General features: G+C 64.8%; 15 protein-coding genes and 1 pseudogene. 14 read left to right on the top strand and 2 right to left on the bottom strand.

Annotated features, from left to right (window positions below):
- Window positions 1-8: 8 nt before the first annotated feature.
- The 3 genes and pseudogenes from QX128_RS09080 to QX128_RS09070 form a co-directional block, all read left to right on the top strand.
- Window positions 9-1091: pseudogene (locus QX128_RS09080) on the top strand (methylase); the annotation flags it as partial.
- A 104-nt stretch (window positions 1092-1195) separates the two neighbouring features.
- Entirely contained in the window at window positions 1196-1774 is a 579-nt protein-coding gene (locus QX128_RS09075; RefSeq protein WP_316237296.1) for a hypothetical protein, read from the top strand.
- 435 nt (window positions 1775-2209) lie between these two features.
- Window positions 2210-2530 carry a DUF736 domain-containing protein gene (locus QX128_RS09070; protein WP_316237295.1) on the top strand — a complete coding sequence of 107 codons (321 nt, stop codon included), beginning with the start codon at window positions 2210-2212 and terminating at the stop codon, window positions 2528-2530.
- Between the two features lie 280 nt (window positions 2531-2810).
- Here QX128_RS09070 and QX128_RS09065 read toward each other — a convergent pair whose 3' ends face one another.
- Window positions 2811-3176 (bottom strand): hypothetical protein, encoded by a 366-nt coding sequence (locus QX128_RS09065; RefSeq protein WP_316237294.1) that lies wholly within the window; start codon window positions 3174-3176, stop codon window positions 2811-2813.
- 336 nt (window positions 3177-3512) lie between these two features.
- Window positions 3513-5087 (bottom strand): winged helix-turn-helix domain-containing tetratricopeptide repeat protein, encoded by a 1575-nt coding sequence (locus QX128_RS09060; protein WP_316237293.1) that lies wholly within the window; start codon window positions 5085-5087, stop codon window positions 3513-3515.
- 138 nt (window positions 5088-5225) lie between these two features.
- On the opposite strand from QX128_RS09060, the gene QX128_RS09055 reads away from it, so the two are divergent.
- The 11 genes from QX128_RS09055 to QX128_RS09005 all read left to right on the top strand — a co-directional run bounded on the left by QX128_RS09055 (window position 5226) and on the right by QX128_RS09005 (window position 20286).
- Entirely contained in the window at window positions 5226-5975 is a 750-nt protein-coding gene (locus tag QX128_RS09055) for an SDR family oxidoreductase (protein WP_316237292.1), read from the top strand.
- Between the two features lie 61 nt (window positions 5976-6036).
- Window positions 6037-6990: an AraC family transcriptional regulator gene (locus QX128_RS09050; RefSeq protein ID WP_316237291.1), complete on the top strand. Its 954-nt coding sequence runs from the start codon at window positions 6037-6039 to the stop codon at window positions 6988-6990.
- Window positions 6991-7089: 99 nt separating this feature from the next.
- Window positions 7090-8079, top strand: coding sequence for an alpha/beta hydrolase (locus QX128_RS09045; protein WP_316237290.1), 990 nt, complete (start codon window positions 7090-7092; stop codon window positions 8077-8079).
- 38 nt (window positions 8080-8117) lie between these two features.
- Window positions 8118-9323, top strand: a complete 1206-nt coding sequence (locus QX128_RS09040) for an NAD(P)/FAD-dependent oxidoreductase (RefSeq protein ID WP_316237289.1) — start codon at window positions 8118-8120, stop codon at window positions 9321-9323.
- A 72-nt stretch (window positions 9324-9395) separates the two neighbouring features.
- Entirely contained in the window at window positions 9396-10313 is a 918-nt protein-coding gene (locus QX128_RS09035) for an MBL fold metallo-hydrolase (RefSeq protein WP_316237288.1), read from the top strand.
- Window positions 10314-10504: 191 nt separating this feature from the next.
- The gene (locus QX128_RS09030) at window positions 10505-11020 is read left to right on the top strand and encodes a hypothetical protein (protein ID WP_316237287.1); all 516 of its coding nucleotides are present in this window, start codon (window positions 10505-10507) and stop codon (window positions 11018-11020) included.
- Window positions 10959-11312: a 3'-5' exonuclease gene (locus QX128_RS09025; RefSeq protein WP_316237286.1), complete on the top strand. Its 354-nt coding sequence runs from the start codon at window positions 10959-10961 to the stop codon at window positions 11310-11312. Before QX128_RS09030 ends, QX128_RS09025 begins: the two co-directional genes overlap by 62 nt.
- Before the next feature lie 220 nt (window positions 11313-11532).
- Window positions 11533-12489 (top strand): ArdC family protein, encoded by a 957-nt coding sequence (locus QX128_RS09020; RefSeq protein ID WP_316237285.1) that lies wholly within the window; start codon window positions 11533-11535, stop codon window positions 12487-12489.
- A 108-nt stretch (window positions 12490-12597) separates the two neighbouring features.
- Window positions 12598-14721 carry a ParB/RepB/Spo0J family partition protein gene (locus tag QX128_RS09015; protein WP_316237284.1) on the top strand — a complete coding sequence of 708 codons (2124 nt, stop codon included), beginning with the start codon at window positions 12598-12600 and terminating at the stop codon, window positions 14719-14721.
- Between the two features lie 205 nt (window positions 14722-14926).
- The gene (locus tag QX128_RS09010; protein WP_316237283.1) at window positions 14927-19234 is read left to right on the top strand and encodes a strawberry notch-like NTP hydrolase domain-containing protein; all 4308 of its coding nucleotides are present in this window, start codon (window positions 14927-14929) and stop codon (window positions 19232-19234) included.
- Complete coding sequence (locus QX128_RS09005; RefSeq protein ID WP_316237282.1) at window positions 19234-20286, top strand: toprim domain-containing protein; 1053 nt, start codon at window positions 19234-19236, stop codon at window positions 20284-20286. Before QX128_RS09010 ends, QX128_RS09005 begins: the two co-directional genes overlap by 1 nt.
- Window positions 20287-20616 lie beyond the last annotated feature (330 nt).

Below are 20616 nucleotides of genomic sequence, written 5' to 3'. Positions count from 1 at the left end.
TCCTCGACATGATCACCGAGACGAATTGCACTGCGGCGCCCTTTGCGTTGCTTGCGCGCTCAAAGGCCGTCCTTCGTGCAGCCGAGCTGCTGCTGCCAGGACTTGCCCGCGGCGAGCGTATCGATGCGAGATGCCTGCGTCGTGCCATGCAGACTGCGTTCGGCGGCAGCGATGCCGATGGCAGCTGGGATTGGAAGACGGCGTACGAGGCCTGTGAGATCGCCGCGGTCCTATTCTTGACCAAGTACGGTCCGGCGATGATCAAGGCCAGTAGCGGCATGCCCACCGCGATGCTGCCGATGGTCGCAAAGGTCGCGGCTCTTCTGCCGAGCCATACCAGGCGCTCCCTCGAGAGTCAGAGCTTTCAGCAGTTCTCGACACCGCTGCCATTGGCGCTCGCGGCAGTCGCAGCGGCGCAGGTAACAGCGGCCGATCGTGTGCTGGAGCCCTCGGCAGGGACGGGGAGCCTGGCCGTCTTTGCGGAGCTTGCCGGCGGTTCGCTCCTGCTCAATGAGCTCGCCGCAAGCCGCGCCGCTTTGCTCGATCTGGTGTTTACGGGTCTGACCGTGACCCGCTTCGATGCCGCGCAGATCGATGATCATCTCGATGTGGCCATCGTCCCGAGCGTGGTCTTGATGAACCCGCCGTTCTCGGCGACCGCAAACGTGGATCGTCCCCTGGCCGATACGACGTTGCGCCATGTGTCCTCGGCGCTCGCACGGCTTGGAGAGGGTGGGCGACTGGTCGCGATCACCGCTGCCAGCTTTGCGCCGGACAATCCGACCTGGACGGATGCCTTCGTGCATCTGCAGGAGCACGGACGTCTGGTGTTTTCAGCTGCGATCGATGGCGCCGTCTATGCGCGGCAGGGGACGACGACGGCCACACGGATGCTCGTGATCGACAAGCAGCGGGCAACGGACCCTCGGGTGTTTCCGCAGTCGGCCGGAATGGCACCTGACGTCGAGACCTTGCTTGGCTGGATCACGGCGCTCGTGCCGCCGCGACTGCCGATGGCTGCCCAGTTCGTGGCTCAGGCGGGCCAGCAAGCTCGTTCTCGTTCGAGAGAGCGACAGGCTCTGAAGTCGGCGCGACTCTCCGCAACTTTGTCCAAATCGAGCTATATGCCTTTTGGATCGCGCCGCGGTGGTGGTGGAAGGCGCATCCGTCAAAGTCATGTGCGGAGGCTACCACCATGCTTGCCCTTGCTCTCATTGTTGGACTGATCAGCCTTGGCCTGATGTGCCGGGCGCTGTTTGCGCTTGCCGTCCATGCGCTGCCATTCTTCGTCGCCGTCAGCATCGGCATCGCGCTCGTGAATGCCGGAGGCGGCGTCAGCTCGGCATGTCTCGCCGGGCTGATCGCTGGCGTTTTCACCCTGGGCTGCGGCCGAGTTCTGTTCGCCGTATCGAGATCCGTCCTGGTGCGTAGCGCCGTTGCCGCTGCCTTCCTCATTCCTGCTGTGATCGCTGGGCGCCATGCGGCGCTGGGGCTTGCATTGCTCGCCGAGCCGTCGTCGCCCTGGCGCGGCATCATCGGATGGTCAGGAGCGCTCTTGGTCGGTTTGGTCGCGTTGCATGGATTCTACGCCATGAGCTGCCCCGCCCGGCTCGCTCCGAGCGGGATCACGATCGTTTTCTTCGTTCCTTACGGCCTTGAAAATGAGCGGCTCGCCAAGCCGTTCAAAGTGTCGAGTGGAGAAGGCGACGGTGCGGTCGAGATGGAGGATGGATGCGTCCACAGCGGAGGATGCGCAGCGTCGCCTTGCGGCTAAAATGGCCACTGCCGCGATGCCCGACCAAGCTCGGGCCGCCGGCTGAGACGATGCGTCTTCGCGAGCCGAGGACTGAGATCGACAAGCGCTTTTCTAGCCGGCGGCTTCTGATCTTACGCATGGTGTTGCACGCCTCTTGTGCCGCCTCGGTTTGCCATGTCTCTCCTGTGAGCTGATCAGGACAGCGACGCACCTTGCCTCGTGATGGCTTGATCTGACCGAAGGCCGGCTGCGCCTCGATCGCCTGAGCGCAACGCCGCCGGCCAACTTTCTTCCCCTGGGCTGAGGCCCATTCCTCGCGGGACAAGAAAGCCGGCCGGCGCCGTCCTCCGCTGTCGCTTCGGCCCTTGCGGGTGCGCCGTCGCTCGCCATTCGCCCGAGATGCGCTATCGAGGCCGCGGTGGTCGCGGCCCGAGCCAGCCAAGGAGAGACAACATGGCTTCCATCGGTTCCTTCAAGAAGGTCGGCGACGATTTCCAGGGCGAGATCATCACCCTGAGCCTCAAGGCCAAGGGCGTGCGCATCGTCGCCGAAGCCAACCGCTCCAGCGAGAACGCGCCCAGCCACCGCGTCTACGCCGGCCGGGTCGAGATCGGCGCCGCCTGGGCCCGCCGCTCCGAAGAGGGACGCGACTATCTCTCGCTCAAGCTCGACGACCCCTCCTTCAACGCCCCGATCTACGCCAAGCTGTTCGACGACGAAGGCGGCGAGGGCTACACGCTCCTCTGGTCGCGGCCGCGCAAGATTGCGGAGTGAGGAGTGAATCGGCTCCGCCCGGGTCATCCGGGCGGAGCCGAGTGATCTGAGACGCCGACCGGAAAGCCGGTCGAGCCCGCGAAGCGGACTAGTCGCGCGAACCTCAGGTCTGAGTTGGGCCTAAGCCGCGTTGCCCATCCACGGGCACTAACGTCCGGTTGGATCCCGATTGCGGCCGCTTCGGTCGGGGGCGGAAGGTCCGAGATCGGCCAACAAGCGACGTCGCCGTAAGAGTGTTTTCCAGCAGTACAAAGAAGCGCGACAACAGGCGTTCCGCTCTCTAATGCTTTGGGCGGCCAACTTGCTGGCGGAGACTCTTCAGCTGTTCTTCCAACAATGCTTCCGCAACAGCCCGAGCTTTCGGATCATTATCAATTAGGTTGAGATGGAGCTCCGCTCTCTGAGCGACACGTTCCCATACATGGCTCACGCGATCGAAAGGTGGGTCGATCCGTCTCAGCATCATCTCAGATTGGCAATCATCCAGGTCTTGCGACTTGAATTCACCTGAACCGTTCGCCCAAAGGTTCATCGTCAGCACCCAGAAGTTCACCAAATCGGTGTCGGGTAACAGCTGGAACCGTCTTCCTCGAGCAGTATAATTTTGGACCTTTTGGAGGCGCTCATGCTTCAGCAGAGCTTCCAACTCATCCCGCCGGTCAATCACTAAGCATTCCTCAATGCATTAAGTCGGTATCAATATGCCTGATCTGTTAACCAGTTACCGTATCTGCGTCAAAATGTCTACCCAAGATTGCGCCGTTTTGCCGCACTCTTGATATTGACGTGCAAATTACGTCAGGGGGCATGCGGTCGGTCTAGGCGGGCGGACTGTCCGTTGCGGGTCAAGAGACGCCTTAAGCGCGGCCAGCACCTTACGTCCCGTTGCCCCAACAGCAGACGTCCGCGGCGGAGACCGGAAGGTCCCGAGCGCCAGAAGCAGACCTCAGCGATCGATTTGAAGGGTCGTAAAACTCCGCTCTCACTCCGGCAGGCCTGCCAGCCGCAGCCCCTTCTTGAACGTAGCCCGATGCTCAGGCCGCTGGATCGGTATCCAACTCTCCAGATTGGAAATACGAAACGCGGGATGCAGCTTGAGCAAATGAGCGGCTGCATCTTTCGCTTGCGCCATTCGGCCGGCAATCGCGTGCGACGCGATGATAATCAGCACGACGAACCCCGAGCTCGGCAACTGCTGGAACGACCGCTCGGCCCAGGCCAGAGCCTGATCGAACCGCTCCGCGAAAAGATGCGCCATTGCCATGCCGGCCTGCATCCGGAACATCTCCGGATCGAGCGGGCTGAACCGCATCGCGCGTGAGAAGAATTCGATGGCGCTCTCGGGATTGCCGCGTAGGACCCGCAGGAAGCCGCCCAGGAACCAGGCCGCCGCCAGATTGGGGTTGAGCAGCAGAGCCCTGTCGAGCAATGCAACCGCGCCTTCCAGATCGCCGGCGAGATGGGCCAGCGTATGCCCAGCCCGGGTGAGCGCGACGGCATCATCCCTGCCCAATTCGATCGCCAAGCGGGCCAGCCGGATGCCTTCGGCGTATTCCCGGGACTGATCGGTCATCCAGCCGTTGATCTTGCGCAGGCAATAGCACCACGCCGCCATCGCATGCGCCGAGGCAAAGCCGGAATCGAGCGAAAGCGCCTTCTCAAACAGCAACAAGGCCTCGTCGATCGCGTCTCGCGTCCCGCGATGCAGATGCGGCATGGCGCGCAGATAGTGATCATATGCGCTCAGATTGCCGGTCGGCTTTCGCCGGGCGCGTTCGATTTCCGCGCGTTCGAGTTGCGAGGCAATCACCCCGACGATGCTGGTTGCGATCTGGTCCTGAAGCTCGAACAGGTCGTCGATGGTCTCTTCAAATTTGTCCGCCCACACATGAGTGCCGGTCGTCGCATCCACGAGCTGCCCGGTGATGCGCACCCGGTTGGCGGATTGCCGCACGCTGCCTTCGACGACGTAGCGCACGCCGAGCTCACGGCCGACCTGCTGCTCGTTCACGGTGCGGCCCTTGTAGGTGAAGCTCGAATTGCGGGCGATCACGAACAGCCAGCCGATCCGTGACAACGCGGTGATAATGTCTTCGACGACGCCATCCGCAAAATAGTCCTGCCCGGGATCGCCGCTGAGGTTTCGAAACGGCAGCACCGCGACGGAGGGAGCATCCGGGAGTGATAGCGTCGGCAGCTGATCGACCGAAGAATGCGATCGGGCATCTGGGACGGTCGCGGACACCTCGTCCTGCCGGACCCGGCCGATGAAGCGCAGTCCCTTGCGCGAAATCGTCCGGATCAGGCGCTGCTCCTTGCCGCTATCGCCGACCGCCCGGCGCACCGCGTTGACGTGACTCGTCATCGTCGATTCGGAGACGATGCGACCGTCCCAAACGGCGCCCAGCAGATCGTCACGCGTCACGACCTGATCCCGGTTGCGAACCAGGTAGAGCAGAAGGTCGAAAACTTTGGGCCCGACCGCGACGAGCTGCGAGCCCCGCGTCAGCTCGCGCCTCTCCGCATCCAGGCAACAATCTTCGAACAGGAAACGCAAGGCCGCTCCGCTTGGACGACAATCCAACGAGAATTGAAGGCCAATTCAAGCCTTCCGCAAGGCTTTCCTGCCTGCATCCGCCCATCCTCGCTGTCGTAACCAGGTCGTCTCCGGCCGGGAAAGTCGAGGAAAATCAGCATGAAGATCGTTGTCGTCGGGGGAGCCGGCCTGATCGGGATAAAACTGGCGGGCCTGTTGCGTCGCAAGGGTCACGAGGTCGTTTCGGCCTCCCCCCGCACGGGCGTCGACGCCTTCACCGGTGAGGGGCTCGACCTTGCGCTGTCGGGCGCGGACGTCGTCGTCGATGTCGCCAATTCACCGTCGTTCGAGGACAATGCGGTTCTGGAATTCTTCAGGAGGTCGACCCGTAACGTGCTTGCGGCCGAGGCCGCCGCGGGCGTCCAGCACCACGTCGCACTGTCCATCGTCGGAACCGATCGCCTTCCGGATTGCGGCTATTTCCGCGGCAAGCTCGCTCAGGAGCATCTGATCCGCAGCTCAGGTCGTTCCTACAGCATTCTCCGGGCCACCCAGTTTTTCGAGTTTGCCGGCAATATCGTCGCGACTTCCACACATGGGCAAGTCGCCCGGCTGTCGCCGGCGCTTTTTCAACCGGTGGCCGCGGACGATGTCGCTGCCGCACTCGCCGATGTGGCGCCGGCCGCGCCGATCAACTGCATCGTCGAACTGGCTGGCCCGGAGCAGCTCAGCCTCGACGAATTCGGCCGCCGATACCTCGCCGCGATCAATGACCCGCGCAAGGTCGTCGCCGATATCCACGCCCGCTATTTCGGCACGGAGCTGGACGACCGATCGCTCACGCCGGGCGACCATCCGCGGCTCGGCGCCATCCGCTTCGGAGATTGGCTTTCCTTCCTTCGCCAGTAACGCAAGCGCGGCCGGCGGTGCTCTCCGGCAACCGCCACGCCGCTCCTCGTGCGAGATGAACATGACCAAGGCTGTTCCACACGATCTTGAGGGAGAGGAGACGGCGGCCGCGCCCGAACCGCGCGAAGCCATTCGCCCGTCGGCCAATCGCCCTCTCGCGGACGCCGAGATGGCCCGCGTGCTCGGCACCGAGCCATTTCGCATGGCACTGGACGCGACCGGCGGCGGGGTGACGCACTGGAAGCACGACCCGCTCCACGACGTCGTCGAGCCGATGACCCACCACGTCATCATGGCCTACAACGGCGTGGTTCAGCGCATGGAGCGGCGGTCGGGACGTTTCGTCTCGGCAGGCACGTTTCGTCCCGGTGTCGTCATCATCATTCCCGAGGGCGCGAGCTCGCGATGGGACATCCCGAAGCCGGTCGATGTCGTGCAACTCTATCTTCCGCACAGCACGCTGGTGCGCGTGGCCGACGAAGCCGGAACCACGAGGCCGGCCGATCTCCTCGAACGGACCGCGCATCCCGACGCGATCACGTCCCGCCTGCTGCTGAGCGCCGCGGACATCCTGGAAGGCAACGAGGCTCTTGACGCGCTGTTTAGGCAGCAACTCACCGACCTCCTCGCCACGCGTCTGCTGGCCGCGCACGCCGGCGCGCCGACCGCGGTCCAGCCCGTCGTCGGCGGTCTGGCGCCGAGAGTGCTGATGCGCGCCATCGAGCGGCTTCGCTCGGAGAGCGAAGCGGACGTCTCGCTTGCGGCGCTCGCAGCGGACGCCGGCCTGTCGCGCTTCCATTTCTGCCGCGCCTTCAAGGAAAGCACCGGGCTCTCGCCGCATGCCTGGCTCCGCCAGCGCCGGCTCGAGCAGGCGATGCAGATGCTGCGTGACACGGACGTGTCCGTGGTCACGGTCGCGGCAGCGCTCGGCTACGCCTCGCAGACCGCGTTTGCTGCTGCATTCAAGCGGCTGACCGGGGACACCCCTACCGATTGGCGCCGGCGGGCGCGTTAGCAGCAATTGCTCTTTAGTCGCCGCAACCGCGCTGGGGCACCAGCACACAGGGCTCGTTAGATCATCATCGTGTCCATGCCCGCCAACCGGAGATGACCAATGCCCTTGAACAAGCCGCTCAACCGGATTGCGAACACGACGCGCCGGAAGATCCTCGCGACCTCGGTGATGTCCGCCGTCTCGCTCAGCGTCCGCTCCACGACCGCGATCGGCGACGAGTCGAGAAGCCCGGCCATCGCCGCGCAGCCGGCGGATCCAACGGCGTTCGTGACGACCAAAGACTGCGTGAAGATTTTCTACAAGGACTGGGGGCCGAAATCGGGCCAGCCCATCGTCTTCCATCACGGCTGGCCGCTCTCCTCCGACGACTGGGATACGCAGATGCTGCATTTCGTCGGCAAGGGGTTTCGCGTGATCGCCCATGATCGCCGCGGTCACGGCCGCTCTAGCCAGGTCGGCGACGGCCACGACATGGATCACTACGCGGCCGATACTGCCGCGGTGGTCGATCATCTTGACCTGCGGAATGCGATCCATGTCGGACATTCCACCGGCGGCGGCGAAGCCGTCCGCTACGTCGCGCGTCACGGCCGCGGCCGCGTCGCCAAGCTCGTGCTGATCAGCGCCGTGCCGCCGCTGATGGTCAAGACAGAGAACAATCCCGGCGGCTTGCCGGTCACCGTTCTCGACGAGGTGCGCCGGCAACTCGCCGCCGGCCGGGCGCAGTTCTATCTGGAATTCGCGAGCGGTCCGTTCTTTGGCTACAACCGCCCCGGTGCCACGGCGTCGCAGGCGGTGATCTGGAATTGGTGGCGTCAGGCCATGAGCGGCGGCGCCAAGGCGCATCTCGACGGCATCAGGGCTTTCTCCGAAACCGACTTTACCGAAGACCTCAAGGCCATCGCGGTGCCGACCCTCGTCCTGCACGGCAGCGACGATCAGATCGTTCCGGTCGCGGACTCGGCGCCGCTGTCGGCGAAATTGCTGAAGAACAGCTCGCTGAAAATCTACGACGGCCTGCCGCACGGCATCTGTACCACCCATGCAGCGATCGTGAATGCCGATCTGTCGGCCTTCATCGCCGGCTGATCCTCTGCATCGATCCAATCCAATCACAGGAGATACAAATGCGACTGGTCATCATCGGTGCCGGCTTCGCCGGCATGTATGCTGCATTGTCCGCTGCCCGGCTGCGCGACATTCACGGCGTTTCGCCCGAGGCGCTGGAGATCGCGCTGATCGCCCCGGAGCCGACCTTGGTCGTCCGTCCGCGGCTCTACGAACCAAACCCCGAAGCGCTGACGGCGCCGCTGCTGGATGTGCTCAAGGCGATCGACGTGGTCTATGTGCAAGGCACCGCCGAGGCGATCGATGCTGCGGCACGCGAAGCGAGCATAGCGGCACCCGGGGGCAAACGAACGCGGCTCACCTACGATCGCTTGGTCGTGGCCACCGGCAGCCGGCTATTTCGTCCGAGCATTCCCGGCCTTGCCGAGCACGGTTTCAGCGTCGACTCGCTGGACGACGCGGTGGCCCTCGATAGGCACCTGCACGGACTGGCCGGCCGGCCGGCCGGGAATGGCCGCGACACGGTCGTCGTCGCCGGCGGCGGGTTCACGGGTATCGAAGTAGCCACCGAGATACCCGCGCGGCTCCGCGCCATTCTCGGCCCCGATGCGCGGCCGCGCGTCGTCATCGTCGAGCGCAATCCGGTCATCGCTCCCGATATGGCCGAATCCGCGCGTCTCGTCATCGAGGATGCGCTGAAGCGGATCGGCGTGGAAACGCGGCTCGAAGTCGGCGTTGCGTCGCTCGACCAGTTCGGCGTGACCTTGTCGGGCGGCGAGCGCATCGCAGCCGAAACCGTAATCTGGGCCGCCGGCATGCGTGCCGCGCCCCTGACCGAGCAGATTCCTGCCGAGCGCGACAGTTTCGGGCGGCTGCTGGTCGACCGCGACCTGCGCGTGCCGAGCGCGGCGGGCATCTTCGCGACGGGCGACGCTGCGCGCGCCGCCTGTGATGATGACGGCAACTACGCGCTGATGTCGTGCCAGCATGCCACGCGGATGGGCGCTTTCGCCGGCAACAATGCCGCCGCCGAACTGCTCGGCGTTCCGACCACGCCTTATCACCAGGAGGCCTACGTCACCTGCCTCGATCTCGGCGAGGCCGGCGCTCTGTTCACACGCGGCTGGGATCGGACGGTCGAGATGGTCGGCGACCAGGCGAAGAAGACCAAACGGGAGATCAACACCGTCTGGATCTACCCGCCGCTTGCTGAACGTGCCGCTGCACTCGCCTCCGCCGATCCGGAACGCGTCACCAATCTCTGACCGCCTCAACCGAACGAGCCGGACGTCCTCAGGGATGAACCATCCTTCAATGACCTGCAACAGGAGACCAACATGAATCTGCAAAACACCTCTCACCTCGTCACATCGAAGCCGGATGAACTGGTGCCGTCGCGCTACGCCCTGAAAGTCGGCGAGATCGACGTGCTGGTTATCAGCGACGGGGTGCTCCCGCTGCCGACAACGATGCTCGGGCACAACGCCGCGCCGTCGGCGCGAGCCGCCTGGTTCAAGGACATGTTCCTGCCGACCGACGCCTTCGATTGGGCCCTGAATGCCGTCGTCGTCCGCAGCGGCGGCAGGACCATCCTGATCGACGCGGGGCTCGGGTCTGATCCCGACCTGAACCTGCCCCGAGCCGGACAGTTGATCAAACGCCTCGAAGCCGCCGGTATCGATCTCGCGTCCGTCACCGACGTCGTGCTGACCCATATGCACATGGATCACGTCGGCGGCCTGCTCGTCGAGGGCGTGAAGGACCGGTTGCATCCAGACCTGCAAATCCACGTTGCGGCCGCCGAAGTCGAATTCTGGCGCGCGCCGGATTTCTCGCGAACGGCGATGCCGGAAGGCTTCCCGGACGCGCTGCGCGCAGCCGCGAAGCGGTTCGCGAAGGAGTACCATAACCAGATCCGGCAGTTCGATGAGGAGCACGAAGTCGCGCCGGGCGTTGTCGTCCGCCGCACCGGCGGTCACACCCCGGGACACAGCATCGTCCGCCTGACGTCCGGCGGCGAAGCGATGACCTTCGCGGGCGACGCCGTGTTCACGGTCGGCTTCGACCATCCCGACTGGCACAACGGCTTCGAACACGACCCGGACGAGGCTACGCGCGTTCGCGAGGGATTGCTGCGGGACTTGGCGAAGACGGGCGAGTTGCTGGTCGCCACCCATATGCCGTTCCCGTCTATCGGGCGCGTCGGGCGCGAAGGTAACGTGTTTCGGTTCGTGCCGATCTACTGGGACTACTAATCGTTCGCCGGATTGAAGCCGGGCTGCGGTGCAGGACATCACCAGCGAAGTGCGCCTGCGCCGCAGTTTGCTCAGTTATTCGATGACGGCGGTGTCAGATGAATCTACATTGCCCGTAGAGTGAACAAATTAAGAAAGTCGTTTTTGGGCTGGAAGCGGACTTGCCTCTCCGGCGCGCTTGGGATCATTCGGTGGATGGATTCGTGGACGGTTCAAGCGCGACTTACCGCTCAATTGTCATCCAGCGTCCGAGGCTTTTCATTTCCAGCGGTGCCCAGCGCGATTTCGTCTCGCTGGCGCGAGCGATCTCGAACCAGATGCGCGGCGTCTTCCGGGCGACTGGGTCCCTCAATGTCTCAAGGATCGCACTCATTCGGATATTCAAGGCTCAGGTGAATGTGAAGCTTACCGCCGTCCGATCGGGTGATGCCCTTCCGCTGATCTTGCGTGCACTTGCTGCGCGCTGGGGTCGGCCCAAGGGCATCTTCACCTGGGATCGCTTTCAGATCGAGGCTGTCCGTTCGCTTCTCGATCACGCCAGCCCTAACGGCGTTGCCGCGATCCGGCACGCGATATGCGAGGATTTTCGTGCGATGCGCGCCGGATTCCCTGAATATTACCCGGCTCACGGGCATCACAAACGAGATGGTTCGCGATGCTCCGGTTTTCGCATCTATTGCAGACAGATTTCTCGAATTCATGGGTGACGGCGTCTTCGTCGCACACAACGTCAATGTCGACTATCGCTTTATCGCTTACGAGTTCAGCCGTCTCGATCGAAAGTTCCGCTTTCCGAAGCTTTGCACCTGCGCCGGAATGCGACGGCGATATCCCGGCCATAGGTCCTACGGGCTCGGGAATCTGTGCCAGATCCATGACATCGAGCTCGAGCGCCATCATCGCGCACTCTGCGATGCGAAGGCTGCCGGCCAGCTGCTCGATCTGATCAACAGGAAGCGCGAAAGTGAGGGCCCGCTGGCGGAGGAACAGGCCACTTGAAGATGCGATGCTGTCCCCAGGGACGCAATACACGTGCACAGCTCATCATCCCGGCGGACGTCAAACGGCGATGTCCTCCCCGGAAGCTCCCGAGGGAATTCATGAGCCGTCCGCCCTGGATGGGCGTGAAGCTCGTTGAGAGCAAGAGTGCAGGCCGGGTTGGCCGTGACGGGTTGGAAGTGGCGAGAGAGTTCCGCCGCGCCCGTCGCGGAGATCCGCGATGCAGGGACGGAGACTTGGCGCGCGCGCCGGCGAGAGCCGGGCGAGCCTCTATGAGGAGATCACGAGCAAGATCGTCGGTGAGCTGGAGGCTGGCCGGGTGCCCTGGGTCCGGCCATGGGGGGCGCAAGCGGCGAAGGCTCAGCTGGCCTTGCCACGGAATGGGGCTACTGGTCGGCCGTACTCGGGGATCAACGTTCTCATCCTCTGGGGGGCAGTCATCGAGCGCGGGTTGACGGGCCAGAGCTGGCTGACCTTCCGGCAAGCTCTCTCGCTTGGCGGTCACGTCCGCAAGGGCGAGGGCGGCGTCTCTGTCGTCTACGCCGACCGCTTTGTGCCGTCGGATGAGCGGCAACGTGCCCGCGAGGTCGGCGAGGAGGCGCAAGCCATTCCGTTCCTGAAGCGGTTTACTGTATTCAACACCGACCAATGCGATGGTCTGCCAGATGATATCGCAACCGTAGCACCGCTTCCGCCGCCGGGTGTCATGGAGCCTGTGGTCGAGACCCTGATTGTCAACAGCGGCGTCGACTTCCGGATCGGGGGTGATCGTGCGTTCTATGCGCCAGTCGAAGATTTCGTACAGGTGCCACTGCAAGCGGCGTTCTTCGAGCCAATCAACTGGTACCGCACCGCTTTGCATGAGCTCGCCCATGCGAGCGGTCATGCCTCGCGGCTGAATCGGGATCTCTCGGGTCGGTTCGGCAGTCGCAAATACGCCTTCGAGGAGCTGATCGCCGAGATCGCAGCCGCCTTCAGTTGCGCCGCGCTCGGCATCGTGCCGACCGTGCGCCATGCCGACTATCTCGGCTCTTGGCTCGACGTCCTGCGCGAGGATAGTCGCGCCATTGTCCGGGCGGCAAGCCAGGCGAGCCGCGCGGCCGACTATCTCCTCGGCTTTGCACCGAGTGCCGCTGGCCTCGCTCAGCCAAGCGCTCCGGATCGCGTACCCGCGTGAAGCCTGCACGCTGGGGCGAACCAGAGGAGAGGGAGAGGGCGAGAGGTGCTCTGCGACGGGTTGAAGGCCTGAGAGAGGCTCCGGGCCGCCCGTCGTGGAGAACGAGACATGACCAAGGCCGCTCACAAGATCACGCTGTCGCCATCGCGCGACATTCCTTTCAACAAGCTCGTGCTCAGCCAGTCCAACGTGCGCCGGATCAAGGGCGGCGTTTCGATCGAGCAATTGGCCGAGAGCATCGCCGAGCGGACGCTGCTGCAAAGCCTGAATGTTCGGGCTGTCCTCGATGCCGAGGGCAGGGAGACCGGGATGTTCGAGGTGCCCGCGGGCGGCAGGCGCTACCGGGCGCTGGAGCTCCTGGTGAAGCAGAAGCGAATGGCGAAAACGCAAGCCGTGCCTTGCGTGGTGCGCGATTCCGGTTCGGCGCTGGACGACTCGCTCGCCGAGAACGACCAGCGTGTCGGTCTGCATCCGCTGGATCAATTTCAGGCATTCCAGGCCCTGCGTGACGGCGGCATGGGAGAGGAGGAGATCGCGGCGCGGCACTTCGTGACCGTTGCGGTCGTCAAGCAGCGGCTGCGGCTGGCCGCGGTCTCGCCGGCGCTTCTGGACGTGTATGCCGCCGACGGCATGACCCTGGAGCAGCTGATGGCGTTTTCGGTGACGTCGGATCACGCACGCCAACAGGAGGTCTGGGACAAGGTCAGCCGTTCCGGCGGCGATACGCCCTACCAGATCCGGCGGCAGCTCACCGAGCAGACGGTTCGGGCGTTCGATCGCAGGGTCCAGTTCATAGGGCTGACTGCCTATGAGATGACCGGCGGCGCTGTGCTGCGGGATCTGTTCGAGGCCGACGATGGCGGCTGGCTCCACGATGTCGCGCTGTTGGATCGGCTCGTGGCGGAGAAGCTGAAGGCGGAAGCGGAGCGGATAGGCCTTGAGGGCTGGAAGTGGATCGCGGCCGCCGTGGACTTCCCTTTCGGGCATACTCATGGCTTGCGCGAGCTTCACGGGCAGCCGGCAGAGCTCACCGCCGACGAGCGGGCGACCATGGAAGCGCTGCGGACCGAGCAGGCCGGGCTTGAGGCCGAACACGGTCAGGCCGATGAACTGCCTGAGGATATTGATCAGCGTCTCGGTGAGATCGAGGCTGCGCTGCAGTCCTTTGACGAGCGGCCGATGATCTTCGATGCAGCCGAGATGGCACGCGCTGGCGCGTTCGTCAGCATCGACTCGGAAGGCCGACTACGCGTCGCCCGCGGTTTCGTCCGACCCGAGGATGAGGCCGTGGTGCCGGAAGATGAGCCGGAGACCAAAGCTGGTCACGACAGGGACACTGCGACTGCCATTCCGGACATGGAGGGCGGGGTGCCGGCGGCGACAATCGTCATCGGTCACGGCGAGCAGGACGCGCCTGACGACGCGGAGGATGTCGATCGGCCGCTGCCCGACCGGTTGATCAGCGAGCTCTCGGCGTATCGCACGCTCGCCCTTCGTGAGGCACTTGGCCGAGAGCCATCCATCGCCTTCCAGGCGGTGCTGCATACCTTCGTGCTCGCGGCCTTCTATCCCTACGGGTCAGTCCTCAACTGCCTGGAGATCTCGCTGCGCACCCCGAGCTTCCCGGCGCAGCCGCCGGGCCTGCAGGACAGCGCTCCTGCAAAGGCGATCGCCGCGCGTCACGCGGTCTGGAAGGCGAAGCTGCCGGCCAACGACAAGGACCTCTGGGCAGCGTTGACGACGATGGACGGAGCGGCCCAGGCCGAGCTGTTCGCCCATTGCGCCGCGCAAGCGGTGAACGCGATCTTTGAGCCGGCCAGCCGGGTACATCAAGGCCGGCTGTCAGCCCACGGCGTCCGCGGGCGCCTCCAGCAGGCCGACCATCTGTCGCGCGCCGTTGGGCTCGACATGATCAGCGCCGGCTGGAAGCCTACCGTCGACACCTATCTCGCTCGCGTCACCAAGCACCGCATCCTGCAGGCCGTGCGAGAAGCGAAGGGCGAAGCGTCGGCGCAGCTCATCGAGCATCTGAGGAAGCCGGACATGGCGCGTGAAGCCGAGCGGTTGCTTGAAGGCAGTCGCTGGTTACCCGAGCCCCTGCGTGGCGCGGATGCCGAGGTAACGCAGGCGGTCGATGGCGTCGATTCCGCTAGCCTGCCGGCGTTCCTCAGTGAGGATGAGGAGGCGACGGACGGCGCTGACGACGTGGAGGAGATCGTGGCCGCGGAATGATCAGCTTGCCTTAGCGGCCGATCCCAACCTGAAGAAAGCGAAGTGCAAGCCCGGTCAGATCGGCCGGGCTTTTTTCATGGAGGTCCCTGTCGCGTCGAGCAGCTCGAGAGTGAGAGAGGCGGAGCAGCGCGATTGAGTCCGCCGGACCGGAGAGAGCGCTCGGCGGTGCTCTTCCGTGTTCCGCTCTCCTTGAAGGTTCCTCGACATGATCACCGAGACGAGCTCACCTGCGGCGCCCTTCGCGCTGCTTGCGCGCGCCAAGGCCGTCCTTCGTGCGGCCGAGCTGCTGCTGCCAAACCTTACCCGTGGCGAGCGGATCGATGCCAGGTGCCTGCGCCTGGTCATGCAGGCTGCGTTTGGCGCCAGTGACGCCGATGGAAGCTGGGATTGGAAGACGGCCTACGAAGCCTGTGAGATCGCCTCTGTGCTATTCCTCGTCAGGCACGGTCCAGCGATGATCAAGGCCAGCAAAGGCACTCCCCGGGCCATGCTGCCGATGATCGCAAAGGTCGCGGCCCTCCTGCCGAGCCACACCAGGCGCTCGCTCGAGAGCCAGAGTCTTCAGCAGTTCTCGACCCCGCTGCCATTGGCGTTCGCTGCGGCCGCGGCGGCGCAAGTGACCTCGGCCGATCGGGTGCTCGAGCCATCGGCGGGCACAGGAATCATGGCCGTCTTTGCGGGGCTTGCTGGCGGCTCGCTTCTGCTCAATGAGCTCGCTGCAAGTCGCGCAGCCTTGCTCGATCTGGTGTTCGCGGATCTGACCGTGACCCGCTTCGACGCCGCGCAGATCGATGATCATCTCGATGCGGCCTTCGTTCCAAGCGTGGTTCTGATGAATCCCCCGTTCTCCGCGACCGCGAGTGTGGACCGTCCGCTGGCCGATACGGCGTTGCGCCATGTGTCTTCGGCCCTCGCACGGCTTGGAGATGATGGGCGACTGGTCGCAATAACGGCCGCCGGCCTTGCGCCCGACAATCCGGCCTGGACGGATGCCTTCGTGCATCTGCAGGAGCGCGGTCGTCTGGTGTTCTCCGCGGCGATCGATGGCGCAGTCTATGCGCGGCAGGGCACGACGACCGCCACACGGATGCTCGTGATCGACAAGCGCCCAGCGCCGGACGCTCGTGTGTTTCCGCAATCTGCAGGGGTGGCACCTGATGTCAGGACCTTGCTCGGCTGGATCACGGCTCTCGTGCCACCGCGGCCGCTGATGGCCAGCCGGTTTGTCGCTCAGGTGGGGCAGCGTGCGAAAATTCGTTCGAGGCGGGATCTGGATCCCGCATGCTCCTCTCCATTGCCGACGTCCAGTGAGCCTGAGGGCTGCGAGCTTGCCTACGACATCGTGGATGAGGTCTCCGACGAAGGAACTCGCCTGACTGACGCGCTCTATGAGACGTATCAGTTGCAGTCGATCCGGATTCCGGGCGCGCAGCCTCATCCCACGAAACTCGTGCAGTCGGCGGCGATGGCCTCCGTCGCACCGCCAAAGCCGTCCTATCGGCCGCATCTTCCGGCCAGGATCGTCACCGAAGGCGTGCTGTCCGGCGCGCAGCTCGAGAGTCTCATCTTTGCCGGCGAAGCGCATGGTGGACTCCTCGCCGGCTTTTGGACGGTCGACGAGACCTTCGACCAGGTCCGTGCGGCCGGCGAGGACACGGAGACGGCGGTCCGCTTCCGGCGCGGCTGGTTCCTCGGTGATGGCACGGGCGCCGGAAAAGGCCGCCAGGTCGCCGGCATCCTGCTCGACAATTGGCTGAAGGGCCGGCGCCGGGCGGTCTGGATCAGCAGGTCCGACAAGCTGATCGAGGACGCGCAGCGCGACTGGGCAGCGCTCGGTATGGAGCGGCTTCAGGTCACGCCGCTGTCGCGCTTTCGCCAGGGGGCGCCGATCCGGCTCGATGAGGCCATCCTTTTCACGACCTATGCCACGCTGCGGACCGACGAAAAGGCCAAGAAGCTTTCCCGCGTGCGCCAGATCGTCGACTGGGTGGGACGGGATTTCGATGGCGTGATCATCTTCGACGAGAGCCATGCGATGCAGAACGCCGCAGGCCACAAGGGCGATCGGGGCGATCAGGTGGCTTCACAGCAGGGCCGCGCCGGATTGCGGTTGCAGCACGCGCTGCCTAATGCCCGCATCGTCTACGTCTCGGCGACAGGCGCGACCACCGTTCACAATCTGGCCTATGCCCAGAGGCTGGGACTGTGGGGCGGCGCGGATTTCCCGTTTGCGACGCGGGCGGACTTCGTGGCGGCGATCGAGCAGGGCGGTGTCGCGGCCATGGAGGTGATGGCGCGCGATCTCAAGGCCCTCGGGCTTTATGCGGCGCGCTCGCTGTCCTTCGAGGGCGTCGAATACGAGCCGCTCGAGCACCGGCTCACGGACGAGCAGGTCAGGATCTATGACGCCTATGCCGAGGCGTTCGCGGTCATTCACAACAACCTCGAGGCCGCGATGCAGGCGGCCAACATCACCGGCGCAACCGGCACGCTGAACCCCCAGGCCAAATCGGCCGCGCACTCGGCCTTTGAGTCGGCCAAGCAGCGCTTCTTCGGGCACCTCCTGACTTCGATGAAGACGCCGACGCTGATTCAGGCGATCAAGCGCGATCTCGATGCTGGCCACGCCGCGGTCGTCCAGATCGTCTCCACAGGTGAAGCCCTGATGGAGCGCCGGCTGGCCGAGATCCCGACCGCGGAGTGGGGCGACGTCCAGGTCGACATCACGCCGCGCGAATATGTCCTCGATTATCTCGTCCATTCCTTCCCGGTCCAGCTCTACGAGCCGTTCACCGATCGCGAGGGCAATCTGTTGTCGCGTCCGGTCACTCGCGATGGCCGGCCGGTCGAGAGCCGCGAAGCGGTCGCTCGCCGCGATCGGATGATCGAACATCTCGCTTCGCTCGCGCCGGTGCCGGGTGCGCTCGACCAGATCGTTCAGCGCTTCAGCACGGACATGGTCGCTGAGGTCACGGGCAGGTCGAGACGGATCGTCCGCGTCCGCGATCGGATGGTGGTCGAGACGAGGGCGACCTCTGCCAACCTCGCTGAGGCCGCAGCGTTCATGGATGACAGGAAGCGCATCCTGGTGTTCTCGGATGCCGGCGGCACAGGCCGCAGCTACCACGCCGAGCTCTCGGCGACGAACAAGCGGCTGAGGGTGCATTATCTGCTGGAGCCAGGCTGGAAGGCGGATGCCGCGATCCAGGGGCTTGGCCGGACCAATCGTACCAACCAGGCGCAGCCACCGCTCTTTCGCCCTATCGCCACCGACGTGAAAGCCGAGAAGCGCTTCCTGTCGACGATCGCGCGCCGGCTCGACACGTTGGGCGCGATCACCCGTGGCCAGCGCCAGACCGGCGGACAGGGACTGTTCCGGCCGGAGGACAACCTCGAAAGCCCGCACGCCCGCGATGCCCTGCGTCAGTTCTATGGGCTGCTCGCCCGTGGGCAATTGGGGAGCTGCTCGCTGCAGCGGTTCGAGCAGGCCACGGGATTGAAGCTCACGGACGAGAACGGCCTTCGCGACCAGCTGCCGCCGATCACGACGTTCCTGAACCGGCTGCTGGCGCTGACCATCGAGCTGCAGAACATCCTGTTCGCGGTGTTCGAGCAGTTGCTCGCGGCGCGGATCGAGGGCGCGATCGCATCCGGGACTTTCGATGCCGGTCTGGAGACGCTGCGTGCAGAAAGCTTCGTCGTCATGGAGCGGCGCACCATCAACACGCATCCGGCAACAGGTGCCGAGACGCATCTCGTCACCATCGCCCAGCGTGACCGCAACCGGCCGATATCGCTGAACGAGGCCTTGGAGCGGCTGCTGCAACGCCGCGCTGTTCCAGTGATCCACGTCCGCTCGGGCCGAGCGGCGATCCAGGTGCCGGCGCCGAGCTGGTTGCTCGACGATGGCGAGATCGAGCAGCGCGTCCATCTGATCGGACCGATGCGACGCCAGACTCTGCCGCTCGCCAGGCTGGCCGAGCATGATTGGGCCGAGGCAGACCGCGAGCAGTTCAAGGCTGGCTGGAGTGCGGAGCTCGCATCCATTCCGGAGTTCACGACCACCACGATCTACCTCGTCACAGGGCTTCTGCTGCCGATCTGGAAGCGCCTCCCTCAGGAGTCCGCGCGGGTCTACCGGCTCCAGACCGATGCGGGCGAGCGCATCATCGGCCGCAAGGTGCCACTCAGTTGGGTCACCGCAGCGTCGACCGAGCGACCTTCGCTCGCTCCCGATGACGCGTTCACATCCGTGCTGCGTGACGGCTACGTACTCGATCTTCATGAGGGCTTGCAGCTGCGGAGGGTGCGCGTCATGGGCGCCAACCGAATCGAGCTCTTGGGCTTCCCTGCGGGCTTACGGGATTGTCTCAGGGCCTGCGGGCTGTTCAGCGAGATCATCTCGTGGAGGCTGCGGATGTTCGTGCCGACCGATGCAAGCGGCCCGGCGATCCTAGCCAGCGTTCTGGAGCGGTTTCCAATTGCTGAGGTCCGCGGGCGGGAGCTGTCGTGATGTCAGACGACGCGTCTGAACTGGCGCGCCGCCTTGCGCGTGAGGCCGAGGCGGTGTGCCGTCACTATCTGTCCAGCGGCAGACGTCAGGGACGCTACTGGTTGGTCGGTGATGTCAACAACACGCCGGGCCGATCATTGTTCGTGCGATTGCACGCCTCATCGAAGAGGCCGGCCGGCAAATGGACGGATGCTGCGACCGGAGAGCATGGCGATCTGCTCGACGTCATCGGCTCGGTTTGTGGCCTGAGCAGCTTTCATGCGGTTGCCGAGGAGGCGCGCCGTTTTCTGAAGCTGCCGGACTGGGAACGCACGCCTCCAGTCGGTGCTGTGAACGCCGTGCGCCCCCGCGACTCCGCCAGAGCGGCTCGCCGGCTGTTTGCGATGGGGCAGCCGCTGTCTGGAACGCGCGGCGAGGCCTATCTTGCTCATCGCGGTATCGACCCGCGCGCAGGCACTGATGGTCTCCGTTTTCATCCACGCTGCTACTATCGGCCGGACGATGCCACCGATGTTGAGACATGGCCCGCGCTGATTGCCGCTGTGACCGACCTCGATGGGCATATCACCGGGGTTCATCGCACCTGGCTCGATCCCGACGGCTTCGACGATCGCAGGCTTGGCAAGGCGCCAATCGACACGCCGCGGCGGGCGATGGGCGATCTGCTTGGGCATGCCGTGCGCTTCGGGACCGCCAAGGACGTGCTTGCGGCCGGCGAGGGCATCGAGACCATGCTGTCGTTGCGGACGGTGCTGCCGACCTTGCCGGTTGCTGCTGCGCTCTCGGCCAATCATCTGGCGAATCTGCTCTGGCCGGCCACGTTGCGCCGGATCTATGTCGCCGTCGATGCTGATGCTGCTGGTACCGCCGCGGCAGAGACGTTGACGGCACGCGCGCTGGACGCCGGTATCGAGGCGATCGCATTATGCCCTCGCCTGGACGACTTCAACGAAGATCTGCGCGTTTCAGGGACAGCCAAGCTCCTGGACGTCTTGCGTCAACAGCTGCTGCCCGAAGATGCCGAGCGTTTCGTGAGCGCGGCTGCGACCTAAACGTCGGCTCGACGCTGGAGAGTCGTTCGGCGCTCGCCGCGCGTCGTCGGGACAGGGGGATCTCGTCAGGGCGTCGGAGAGCCGCGCCGGGGCCTTCTGAGAGGCGATCGAACGGCAGGCGGTCCGGTCCGGCAATGGCGGTGCGTGGCTATTTTCCGCCGGCCCGCAGGCGGGCCTTTGCATCGCGAGGCAAAATAGCCGCGCACACCGCCATCCTCCGCTGTCGCTCCGGCCCGCTGCTCGAAGGGATCAGCGGGTTCTGGTCCGGTCCTCCCGCCGTCTTGGTGATCGCCATGGAAGGCCGCGATCGACGCGGTCACCGAACATAGA

The organism is Bradyrhizobium sp. SZCCHNR1015 (genome assembly GCF_032489875.1).
Lineage (GTDB): Bacteria > Pseudomonadota > Alphaproteobacteria > Rhizobiales > Xanthobacteraceae > Bradyrhizobium.
The sequence above is the reverse complement of the archived record's forward strand: the minus strand, read 5'-3'. Positions and strand labels throughout refer to the sequence as shown.